The sequence below is a fragment of the Okeania sp. SIO2F5 genome, assembly GCF_010692685.1.
In the GTDB taxonomy this organism is placed as follows: domain Bacteria; phylum Cyanobacteriota; class Cyanobacteriia; order Cyanobacteriales; family Microcoleaceae; genus Okeania; species Okeania hirsuta.
The window spans coordinates 98,896-111,136 of the sequence record NZ_JAAHGU010000005.1; the positions used below are offsets into that span (position 1 = coordinate 98,896).

Below are 12,241 nucleotides of genomic sequence, written 5' to 3' on the forward strand. Positions count from 1 at the left end.
AAAATACTATATATACTGTAGCACTATAGTTTAAATACACCATATATAGTATTTAGGCTCAAGTCCTACGAGGAAAAACTAAAGTATTTTTATGAAAAAACCCAATTATTTATTTATATCTTAGCAAAATCTCCTAATAATGCTAGACCACATTAATAATTTCTTATTAACTTTTAACCCCCCATTACTTCAGATACCTCATTATCTGTACCATTTGATTACCTTAATAATTTCAACTTTTGTTGTACTTTTAATTACACCAATTATCCGCAAAATTGGTTTAAAAATTGGACTTGTAGATAGTCCAGGTGGTCGAAAAATTCATAAACAGCCAATGGTACGTTTGGGAGGAGTTTCTATTTTTATTGGTAGCCTAATTGCCCTTTTAGTTGTTTGGTGGTTAGGAGGATTTATAGATACTAATGGCAATATTTTACCTCCAGAAAAAGAGTTTGAAATCTGGGGTGTAACAATTGGTAGTTTAGCTTTTTTTCTAATTGGTTTAGCAGATGATTTGTTTGGTTTATCTCCCTTATTTCGGTTATTCATGCAAACTATTGCTGCTAGTATGGCTTGGATAGTAGGAGTACAAATTGAATTTCTGACAATTCCTTTTTATGGGTTAGTACATATTAATATTCTGAGCTGGCCTGTAACTGTTATCTGGTTAGTGGGGATGGCAAATGCGATTAATTGGATTGATGGTGTAGATGGGTTAGCTGCTGGTGTTTCTGGTATTGCAGCTTTTGTGATGTTAATTGTAAGTATATTTATGGATCAACCAGCAGCAGCTTTAATTGCCGCAGCTTTAGCTGGTGGAACATTAGGTTTTCTTCGTTATAATTTTAATCCAGCTCAAATATTTATGGGGGATGGAGGTGCTTATTATGTAGGATTTACTTTAGCAGGAGTAGGAGTAATAGGTTTAGTGAAAACTACTGTGGTTACTTCTGTTATTTTGCCATATCTAATACTAGCAGTGCCAATTCTTGATATGTCTGCTGTAATTCTAGACCGTTTACGCAATGGTAAATCTCCTTTTATTGCAGATAAACGCCATCTTCATCATCGTTTATTAGATGCTGGTTTATCTCAAAGATTAACAGTTTTTTTTATCTATTCATTAACACTTTGGGTAGGAAGTTTAGCTATGGCTTTTTCTGGTATTCCTAGTGGCGCAATTTATGCTTTTAGTGCTACAGGTTTACTGGTTTATACGAGTTGGAAAGTGTGGAAACACAAACAAGCTTAAATGTTTTATTGAGCAGGGGAATGGGGGAGTGAGGGAGTGGGGGTAATGAGGGAGAAGTAAACATAATAATAATTAATGTGCTCTTAGGGTGTTATACCAAGCGTGAAAAAAGAATGTTACGAATAATAGGGGCAGTAAGGGCGTTAACGTAGTTGTGCGCTAGCTAATGGCCATTCGCCCCTACTTTGATAGAAGATGTCTCTTGGACTGAAAAGATAAATTCAGACCTAAAAACTGGTATTAAATCCATTTATTCTGTACGTTGCCCTACCGACAGCTCCCCTACCTGTAGGGGCAAACGGCCGTTTGTCCCTACCACTGACTCCTAAGAAATATCCTAGCTATTTGTCGCAAACATTTATCAAATTGGTGTTAATGATCAAAAAGGTGATAAGGCTAGTGTTAATTACTTAATTATTATTGCGATGAGAATGAGCGCTAAATAAAATCTTAAAGTAAGTAGTTAAGCAAAATTAATACCAATTCCCATGCATTAATGCCTAATTTAGGTAACACTTCAGCTATTAAGTAATTAATACAGGTCAAATAAACTTTTTACCAATTAGCAGCCCAGTTAATGTTATATGAAATACAAAAAATTGTGCAAATATACGAATCTCCCCACCTCCCCATCTCCCGATCAATCTTTGGTAGTAAACATTAACGTATTTCATATTAATCATTCTTCTGTTTAATTCTCCCTGTACGAATGTTGTATGCAACGTCCCTACTACCCTACTTCCCGGCTCAATAAAATGTAGATTTGTTAGTCTTTATCGCTTATCTTCGGTCAATTATTTTTGAAATTTTATTATATTTATAGGCAACTACATCTGAAATTTAGTATTAACTTTCAAGTGTTAATCAAGCAATACTTAAATTAACCTATTATACAAATTTGAAAAAATAATTTTACGAATAATAAGTGCGATAAAAAGATTTCGCAGGAAATGTACCTTTGACAAAAAAGAGAATTTACGACCGTTCAAACTGGTATTGAAGCAATTCCCCTGTGACTCCTAAGAAATAGCCTAACTATTCGTAGCAAATATTTATTAAACTGGTATTAGCTTTGTTTGTAGTAATTAATGTAAGAATTCAGCTATTAGCATTCAGCTTTTCGGTGCGGAATGCTGCGCAAAAAGTTTTGAAACGTAGTAACTTACAAATGTTGGCTAAAGGCGACCAATTTATTCATAAGTTTGAATTTTCCTTGGAGACTAATTCCTCCTGAGCTTGTGATAATCAGTTAATAACTCATAGCTGTTAAAAAGCGTTTCCGGAATGCTCCCCTTGCCAGATACCATTATCGTCCGCACTGCCTTTTTAGGCTGATAGCTGATAGCTGACTGCCGAATGCTTACTAATTAATTAATTTGAGAAATGCGATAAAATTAAACATCAAATTAGGACTACCATTTGATATGATTGCAGAAATTATATGTGTTGGAACAGAACTACTATTAGGAGATATCCTGAATAGTAATGCTCAATTTTTAGCCCAAGAACTAGCAAGATTAGGAATAGCTCATTACTATCAAACCGTAGTAGGAGATAACCCAGAAAGAATCAAACAGATACTAGCGATCGCTACCCAACGCTCCCAAATATTAATTTTCACAGGAGGTTTAGGCCCGACTCCAGACGATCTAACTGTGGCCACCATCGCGGACTATTTTAATACTCCACTGATGGAAAGACCAGAAATAATAGAAGATATTACCAAAAAATTTGCCCATCGGGGTCGCACCATGACCGCCAGTAACCGAAAACAAGCCTTAATTCCCCAGGGTGCAAGTATTTTACCTAATCCTATTGGTAGTGCCCCAGGAATTATTTGGCAACCAGTGCCGAATGTAACAATAATGACCTTTCCCGGAGTTCCCACCGAAATGAAATTAATGTGGCAAGAAACTGCTGTACCTTATATGCAGAATCAGGGTTGGTGTGGTGAAACTATCTATAGTCGGACATTAAAATTTTGGGGCATTGCAGAGTCAGCTTTGGCAGAAAAAGTTGCCCCATTGTTGGAAATGAAAAATCCTACTGTTGCTCCCTATGCTAATTATGGAGAGGTAAAATTACGAATTTCTGCTCGTGCTAAGTCTCAAGAATTAGCAGATAAATTAATTTTGCCTGTAGAACAAAAAATACGAGATATTGCAGGAATTGACTGTTATGGCATTAATGATGACTCTATAGCTTCGGTAGTAGGAAAATTATTGTTAGATGCAGGGGAAACTTTAGCTGTGGCCGAATCTTGTACTGGTGGAGGTTTAGGTAGTATGTTGACTTCTACTCCAGGTAGTTCGCAATATTTTCATGGTGGAGTTATCGCTTATGAAAATATTGTAAAGATTTCTTTATTAGATGTTAGTCAGGAAGATTTAGCGACAGAAGGTGCTGTGAGTCATGCAGTGGCAAAACAAATGGCAAGTGCGGTGGTGAAGAAGTTAAGAAGTAACTGGGGAATCAGTATTACAGGTATTGCCGGACCTGGAGGTGGAACAGAATTTAAGCCAGTGGGTTTAGTTTATATTGGTATAGCAAAAATAACTGGTGAGGTAGAAAGTTTTGAATACCGCTTTGGTGCTTTACGCAGTAGAGATTGGATTAGAAGAGTGAGTGCCTGTACAGCTCTCGATCTGTTGAGAAGAAAATTATATTTATCTGCTGGAAGACTACAATAATAAAATACTTGATTATAATAAAACGATAATAAATAAAATTGTGGATTTTTATCCATGTTTTTTCAGACAACTTAACCGAATCGTTGCTGAATGGCCATATACCCCTACAGCAAAGATAGTGTTAATATAAAAGTAAAGATAAACAAACGAAAGGCCACAATGACTATTGATCATTTTGTGGCTTAGTTGTTAAAATCTTTCAAAACTTTTGTATGAAAAGGGAAGCGGCAGAACCCGCCCCGCTTACCCCTCACTATAAAAGGTGAGAGTATTCAGCGGGAATAAAATATTGATGGATTTCATTGACAAGGTAATAGAAAAATTAAAGGAATGGACTCGCAAGCTGGTTGATTCTTTATTAGGTCCAGAACCAGAACCAGAACCAGAACTCATTCCCATTCCAGTCAAAGACCGCTCTCGTCGCTGATAATTCTATCATTCAACGTTTAAATTATTTGTTTAGCATTTTAGTTTTACATGGGCCAAATTTGAATCTCCTGGGTCTACGAGAACCAGGAATATATGGCTCTGAAACTTTAGATAATATAAATGGACTGTTAGAGCAAGAGGCGGAAGCCCTGGGAATAAAAATCTCTGTATTACAGTCTAATCATGAAGGTGTCTTGGTGGATGTAATTCACTCAGCTAGTGAGCAACACCAAGGCATAGTTATTAATGCCGGGGCATATACTCATACAAGTATTGCCATTAGGGATGCTATTTCTGGGGTTAATATTCCCACGGTAGAAGTACATCTGAGTAATATTTATCGTCGGGAACAATTTCGACATCATTCTTTTGTAGCACCAGTAGCTGTGGGTCAGATCAGTGGCTTTGGTTCAGAAAGTTATATTTTAGGGTTAAAAGCAATAGTTAATTATCTTCAAAAAACTATCAGTTAAATAATTGCCTAAATCTAAATATGGCTGGAAATTTTATATTTGAAAAAAATATATCAATTACAACACTTTTCATTTAAGTAGACTACAAAATTATTTTGGGTTAGGGAGTAGGGAGTAGGGAGTAGGGAGCAGACAGCAGGATTATGCTTTGGCAACTGTAGTCTATCTATTTGAAAACCGCTATAAATTATTCAATAATATTTAATAAATAAAATAGCGTAAACTTTAACGATTCATTCAAGTAATAACTATGTAGCTCAAATCATAGAATACTATAATTACTCAAAGAATTAGAGAAACAACTTTTATATAAAAAATAATACTTATTCAATAATAACTATTATTAATGGCATCAATATTAAGAGAGTTTTTGTTAAATAAATATTAGATAGTTTATGGTACGAAGCTTGTTAGGTAACGCACTCTTCCCACAGCAAGCAGAGCGTGGCAGTAAAACTGACTATTATTCTATAAATGTTAAACGTACCGTCACACACCCTACTTAATCTTTTTTTGACAAACAGTATCTAATGCCAGTCACAAGAATTAAATTATTCATATAAAGAACATTTATTTTGAGAATAAGTAATAGTATAAATCTGTACAGATGACATAATAAAATTCAATATAGATAGCGACCTTAAATAAGTTTTGAATAAATGTTAGTCTGAAAAAGCATATATAAAACTTACAGCACTTTTGAGGAAGCGTGAGCTACAATTTAATACTAATCTCTATTCCCTATTCCCTCAACTCGTAAAACTTTTTACCTCGTAAACTCCAAAATTGCTGTAGGTCTAACTTGATTAAATTTACCTATACTATTCATTACCTATATTAAGAAAAATAAATTTATAGGAGAAATGAATAAATAATGCAGCATTCTCTATTAACAAAAATCCAAGGTACTTTATTAGGAGCAGTTTTAGGTAATCATTTAGGTTATTACTTTGAGCAACAACAAACAGAGAAAGAACGAAAAAATTATAAAATATCGATAAATAAACATAAATTTAACCTAGATTTAGATAAAAAAAAATTGCAAAAATGGGGAGAAATTACAGCTAATTGTGCAAATAGCTTAATTAGAAATCAAGAATTTAATCAAGAAGATTGGCAGAAAGTTTATGAAGAATGGCAAGATAATTGGACTAATAAAAAAGACCAAAGTGGCAAAACAAGTCAGGTAAAATATTCTCAAAAAAAAGTAGAAAAATTTCCAGAGATATTTGATAATGAATTGGCCGATATTTACTACATAGATAAAGATGATGTATTTTATCCTACAGCTAGTAATGCAGTTATAGCAAGCTTGCCAGTAACCTTGCTATATCACGAAGATGAATTGAAACTGGAAAAAAAATTACAGCAATGGGGAAAAGTTTGGCAAAATTACTCAGATATCAATCCAAGTAACTTAGCAATTGGATATCTTATAGCCCAAGCTTTGACAGAAAAACTAGATCCCCGAACTATAATACCCAAAATTATCGACTATATTGGAGAAAAAGAACCATTAGTAGGGCAACTAAGACAAGTAGGACAATTGATTAATCAAAAAGCAAATTTAGATACTGCAATAACTCAATTATCAAAAAATCTTAAATCTTGTTCAAGACAGGAGATATTTTCTGAAGAACAAGAAAACTCTATCTCTTGTCCTTTTTTCTTACCTATCTGTTTAGCCTTATACTGCTTCCTCAGTACCCCGGAAGACCTGAGTTTATCAATATTACGAGGTTCAAGAACAAAATGGGCAACCGAAATCTGTACTATAGTAGGTACTTTATCAGGAGCTTATAACAGTACTACTGGAATTCCTGTAGAATGGCGACAAAAAATGGGAGCAGAACTTTTGGGAATAAATGAAGCAGAAATTCTGAAGTTGGCCAAAAAACTTTGGGCAGTTTGGTGTGGAGTTTATGACCCAAATAATATGACACAAAATATAGTGCCAGTAGTTGCTGCCAGGAATATAATTCGTCCTCGCCCACGCAAAGCTAGTGGATATTGAAAACTCTATGATGTTTAGACATCAACAAATATGCATCTGACACATTTAATTGGGAAATTATTGAAGCCCCAGAAAAAACAACAATTATCGAGTTGGTCAACTCTGGCAACTTCACCAATTTTAGTGGTGTTAACAATAGCATCTCTAACAGGTACTATGGGTCAACGTTACTACAGTCAGCCAAAGTTAGATGAGGGAACTGTTGCTCCTCAAACTATCCGTGCTCCGAAAGGTGCTATAGTTCCCGACAATAAAGTGACTGAAGAGCAGCGCAAATCAGCTAGACTGGGTGACATCACTGTATTGATGATTAATGAGTCAGTCAATCAAAGAGTTGACAAAGAATTAGCTGAAATACTGGCACTGGGTAATCAAGTCAGAGAGAAAGTTGTTAATTTTCCATTTGTCAATACAGGTATATTATCAACAAATACTCAGCTGCACCTACAGCAAGTTTCCCAAGAAAAGTGGGTGACTATTCAAGAAACAGTAGAGGAAGAGTTAAAAGAAAGACCTCCAGGGCCTCAACCAGGAAGAACTTCTGATTCTATATTAACTAAAAACTCAATAGAACTTGTCAGTAACAATGATAACGTTATAGACGATCGATTATTGACTAGGGTATCAGTCCTAGCAGACTATCAGGAATATAGTCAAAATTCTATAGTTATTAGTAGTAAGGATCGACAAGCAATTTCAGAATTATTAGCTTATCGCAAAAAAAGTTTTTTTCAAAACTATGAAAGAGTTTTGGAGGAGATTTCACAAGCTCGTGATTTGTACAAAGACGCAACAGAATATCTGGCTAAACAGCAAGAACTCGAAGGTTATGAGGTATATGATTCTACTTTACTAGAACTTTCTGACACTGACTGGGAAAAAACTCAAACAGGTATTGAAATTGTAAAAGAGCGAATGCTAGCTCAAGGAATATCGCCAAATCTACCTAAGCAGGAATGGGTTAAAGCACTGAAGTTACAAGTAAATGGTGTAGTTCCTGTGGTGGCGGAAGATTTAGCAATCAATGTTTTGAAGGTAGCTTTGGAAGCTAATTTATCTCTAGATTCAGAAGGCACTAAACAATCAGTTGAACTGGCAGCACAAGAGATTGAAACAGTTACATACAAGGTCAGAGAGAATGAAATTATTGTTCAGCAGGGGAAAAATATTAGCCGTAAGGCATTTGTGTTACTAGATCATTTTGACTTAAGTGGCCGTACAGTTAATTGGCATGGTTTGCGGGTTTTGGTAGGTATTGTTAGTGGATCTGTAGGTATAGTAGTTCTAGTAGAAAGGCAATTTAAATCTGGTCTAAGGCACAGAGATAATATACTTTTGTTGCTTTTGAGTTTGAGTGCACCATTACTGATAGCCTTGAAAGTACCATGGAGTAGTTTACCAGCAATTGGATTATTGGTAGGAACTTTCTATGGTTCAACTATGGGAGTGACAGTGGTGGGATTAATCTCTGTGATACTGCCTATTGGGATGGATGTTGACAAAATAGATTGGTTTGCCAGTGCTGCTGGTGGTATTGTTGGCAGTGTAATAGCTGAAAAAATGCGATCGCGTGAAGAACAAGCATTGTTAGGTTTAGGGGTAGGGTTAACTCAAGGTACTGTTTATTTGTTGATAACTTTGATTGTCCGTGCCACACCAGAATTACTATGGTATGCAATCATAGATCAGGTAGGTTTGCAAGCATTAGTAGGTTTGGTTTGGAGTATTGTTGCTTTGGGTTTGAGTCCATATTTGGAGCATTTGTTTGATTTGATTACTTCGATTCGTTTGTCTGAATTGGCTAATCCTAACCGTCCTCTGTTGAAGCGCTTGGCATCGGAAGCACCTGGTACTTTTCAGCATACTCTGTTTGTGGCAAGTTTGGCAGAAGCGGCAGCACGAGCAATTGGTTGTAATGTAGAATTGGTGAGAACGGGTACTTTGTATCACGATATTGGTAAAATGCATGATCCATTAGGATTTATTGAAAATCAAATGGGTGGACCGAATAAACATGATGAAATTAAAGATCCGTGGGTGAGTGTGGAAATTATCAGAAAGCACGTTACGGAAGGATTGGTAATGGCTCGTAAACACCGATTGCCAAAGGCTATTAGGGCGTTTATTCCTGAACATCAGGGTACAATGTTAATTGCTTATTTTTATTATCAAGCTAAACAAAGATCTGAGAAGGGAGAAAAGGTAGTTAAGGAAGAGATGTTTCGCTATGCAGGACCGATTCCACAATCGCGAGAAACTGCTATTGTGATGTTGGCAGATTCTTGTGAGGCAGCATTGCGATCGCTCAAAGATGTGACTCATAAAGATGCTTTACAGATGGTGAAGAAAATTATGCGGGCACGTTGGCAGGATAATCAATTGGCTGATTCTGGTTTGACAAGGGCAGAAATGTCAACTATTGCCGAAATTTTTGTACAAGTTTGGGAACAGTACAATCACAAACGTATTGCTTATCCTAAAGCGGCAATGAATCCAAACCAAGTAAAAACTGTAAAGTCAGTTGTTAGTTCTAATTAAATGTTTTTCAACAAAGAAGGAAGAAAGAAGAAAGAAGAAGGAAAAAGGCGATTAGTTATAGCAACCGCCAAGTTGGTGTTTGACAATTAGTGCGAGCATCTTGCTCGCGTAATGAATCATCATAATTGCCTGATATCCTAACTATAGTATAATGGCCACTGCTATATATTGGCGATCGCTTTTCTCTAATACAAGGAAGAAGTAAAAAGCAAGAAGGAAGGAGGCGTTTAGTTATCTAGGAGGGAAGGAAATATCTTGCGTTGTCTGAGTTTTAAGCTTTTAATATGTCCGTGCCCTTTCCTTCGACTGCTATAAAAATTAATAATATCAAATCCTAACTATAGTGGCCACTGCTATATATTGGCGATCGCTTTTCTCTAATACTTTGAAAATATGCTTATGATAAGCACTACACAAATAAGTTAGGAAATTCTTCTATTTCCTGTTCTGTGCTACCTACTCCCTTTTCACTCAAATTTATTGTCAAACGCCAAAGAACCTACTGCTATAGCAGTCGAAGCAAAGCTTCGGACATTCCTAAATGCTCAAACGAGGGTCAGAGATCGCTTCTGTAGGGGCGAATGGCCATTCGCCCCTACTTAGGGTTTGCTGAAAAAGTATTTTAGTAGGGGTAGGAGACAGGAGACAACCCACCCCTCGCCCCTCCCCCTCCGGTGGAGGGGAGAAATGGATCGGGAGCGAGGAAGTAGGAGCGGGCGTTTTGTAAGAATGATTTTTCTGCCCAACTATGCGCCTAAAATACGCTCCATGCATGAGCGTGAAGAGCTGAAACAGGCGCACTTTTTTCGTTCCCAAAAAGGCACTTGTCTTTATATGTCAATGCTTTTATATTTAATCAGCAAGCCCTACTTACTTCTGACTTCTGACTTGCGCGTAGCGCTATATATCAATCTCCTTGAGGATATTCTTCCCATAAATTAGTCGCTTGGCGCAGACTGGAATGTTCTCCATTACCCATAATGATATGGTCGAGTAGAGGAATAGCTAAAAATTGCGCTCCTGCTAACAATTGGCGTGTTAAGTTGATATCTTCGGGACTAGGTTCCACATTTCCCGAAGGATGATTGTGGGAAATAATAACTCTGGTTGCACCCTGGCGAATCACTTCTCGAAAAATTTCACGGGGATGAGCTAATGTTTCTGTTGCGGTACCGATGGTAATTACTTGAGTTCCGAGTAAGCGGTTATTTACATCTAAGAGTAAAACTGCAAATTTTTCTTGGGTTTGCCACATTAAATCTTGACTTAAAGCATCTGCAGCAGCTTGTGGACTTTCAACAAGAGCTAATTCTGGAGGGCGAGATTGAAATACTCTTTTTCCTAATTCAATGGCAGCCAAAATAGTTGTTGCTTTTGCTGTACCAATACCATGAATTTGAGTTAATTCTTGAACTGTAATATTACGGAGAATTGAGAGGGGGTCGCGCTGATGTTGACTTAATTGATTGAGTATATATTGTCCGAGACCTACAGCAGAAAGTTTCCCTTTTCCCTGACCTGTACCTAAGAGAATAGCAATTAATTCTGCAGTGGAAAGACTTTTCGGACCAGAGGCAATTAATCTTTCCCGTGGTCGTTCATTGCTCGGTAAGTCTGCAATTCTAAGACTGTAGGTCATTTCAGTTATCAGTTATCAGTTATCAGTTATCAGTACTTCCGGCTTAAGTGGGAGGCTTGAAATACTGAAGTTTCTTTTTTCATCCCCTTTAAAGGGGAGGCTTGAGACCTGATATTTTGGTCATTGATGCACTATGAAAAAACTAAGGTCAATAATTTCTAAACATAACATAAGTTATTCCAAGAAACTAGACACAAAACAAAAACTTCATACAACTCCGTATTATTTTGGATACCTAGAATTTTTACTGCCAGATTATGTCTAAGTTATCTCAGGAGGTGAGAAGAAAACTATAAGTACCTGTGCAAAATTAATTTAATATTTGTCAGTAGGGAGTAAGGAGTAGGGCATAAAAAATATACTTTTGTGTACAATAAATCAATCTAAAAATACAGCATATTCCACCAAGTGTGAGGTACACCCATAGCGGGCAAGATGCCTGCACTGAGAACATTTAATTGTTAATATCTGTACTTTATATACGACCGAATATGCTATATTTTTTCCTACCTATTTAAGCTGACCATCAAATATACAATAGACATCTCCAATAATAAAAAATAAAATTAATATCGTACAAAAATAATTAATTATTTCTGTATATTCCCTACGGACTTTCCATGCAACGTCCCTAATGCATACTCCCTACTCCCTCTTTTCTGGAGATGTCTAATTAATATTGCTTGACTATTTAAAGGATAAATAGAAAAAAAGTTTTGATAAATAATAGTTTAAGACCAAGATCAAGCTGATTAAAAATTATTAGGAGTTGGTAATTGCCAAGGGTTAAATCAGCAATATCGTCAATTTTCCTCTAGATTTTTCTGCATATAATTTTCAGGTTATTACTAATACAACCAACTCTGATATTCTGAATTAGCATCTTTCATTTCTTCATATAACCAAACCATGCGATCGAGAAACCACATCTTACTTAAAAGTACTAGAACAACTCCTAATAAAATCGGCCAGATATTCAACTTAATTAATCCCTAAATACAAAAGATTAAACCAACTGTTGAAATGAGATTAAGAATATTAATTACGGGTTGATGATGTTTGGGAGTTTCAATATTGAGACTTACACAACTTAACTGGTAAAATTAGACTATAATGCTTGTAAATCAATAATTTTACGTCGAAGCGATCGCTACGGGACTTACACAAAATTTTAGAGCTGCCGAAATCAAGTAAATATTAAGGGGC

Annotated in this window: 9 protein-coding genes; 7 read left to right on the forward strand and 2 right to left on the reverse strand. The window is 36.1% G+C overall.

Translation table 11 applies throughout. From position 1 onward, the window contains the following. Nucleotides 1-193 precede the first annotated feature (193 nt). From F6K27_RS03090 to F6K27_RS03120, 7 genes are all read left to right on the forward strand, one after another. Nucleotides 194-1,252 (forward strand): glycosyltransferase family 4 protein, encoded by a 1,059-nt coding sequence (locus F6K27_RS03090; RefSeq protein ID WP_287274194.1) that lies wholly within the window; start codon nt 194-196, stop codon nt 1,250-1,252. 1,072 nt (nt 1,253-2,324) lie between these two features. Further along, complete coding sequence (locus F6K27_RS03095) at nt 2,325-2,486, forward strand: hypothetical protein (RefSeq protein ID WP_287274093.1); 162 nt, start codon at nt 2,325-2,327, stop codon at nt 2,484-2,486. A 190-nt stretch (nt 2,487-2,676) separates the two neighbouring features. Beyond that, nucleotides 2,677-3,942, forward strand: a complete 1,266-nt coding sequence (locus F6K27_RS03100) for a competence/damage-inducible protein A (protein ID WP_287274091.1) — start codon at nt 2,677-2,679, stop codon at nt 3,940-3,942. Nucleotides 3,943-4,234: 292 nt separating this feature from the next. Next, the gene (locus F6K27_RS03105) at nt 4,235-4,369 is read left to right on the forward strand and encodes a hypothetical protein (protein WP_275670273.1); all 135 of its coding nucleotides are present in this window, start codon (nt 4,235-4,237) and stop codon (nt 4,367-4,369) included. Nucleotides 4,370-4,397: 28 nt separating this feature from the next. Then, the gene (aroQ, locus tag F6K27_RS03110) at nt 4,398-4,844 is read left to right on the forward strand and encodes a type II 3-dehydroquinate dehydratase (RefSeq protein ID WP_124143251.1); all 447 of its coding nucleotides are present in this window, start codon (nt 4,398-4,400) and stop codon (nt 4,842-4,844) included. A gap of 874 nt (nt 4,845-5,718) precedes the next feature. Then, nucleotides 5,719-6,858, forward strand: a complete 1,140-nt coding sequence (locus F6K27_RS03115) for an ADP-ribosylglycohydrolase family protein (RefSeq protein ID WP_287274089.1) — start codon at nt 5,719-5,721, stop codon at nt 6,856-6,858. Nucleotides 6,859-6,918: 60 nt separating this feature from the next. Next, the gene (locus tag F6K27_RS03120) at nt 6,919-9,396 is read left to right on the forward strand and encodes an HD family phosphohydrolase (RefSeq protein WP_287300838.1); all 2,478 of its coding nucleotides are present in this window, start codon (nt 6,919-6,921) and stop codon (nt 9,394-9,396) included. 907 nt (nt 9,397-10,303) lie between these two features. Here F6K27_RS03120 and radC read toward each other — a convergent pair. Then, complete coding sequence (gene radC / locus F6K27_RS03125) at nt 10,304-11,035, reverse strand: DNA repair protein RadC (protein ID WP_124143254.1); 732 nt, start codon at nt 11,033-11,035, stop codon at nt 10,304-10,306. An 848-nt stretch (nt 11,036-11,883) separates the two neighbouring features. After that, nucleotides 11,884-12,015 (reverse strand): DUF6653 family protein, encoded by a 132-nt coding sequence (locus F6K27_RS03130; RefSeq protein WP_275670274.1) that lies wholly within the window; start codon nt 12,013-12,015, stop codon nt 11,884-11,886. Between the last annotated feature and the right edge of the window lie 226 nt (nt 12,016-12,241).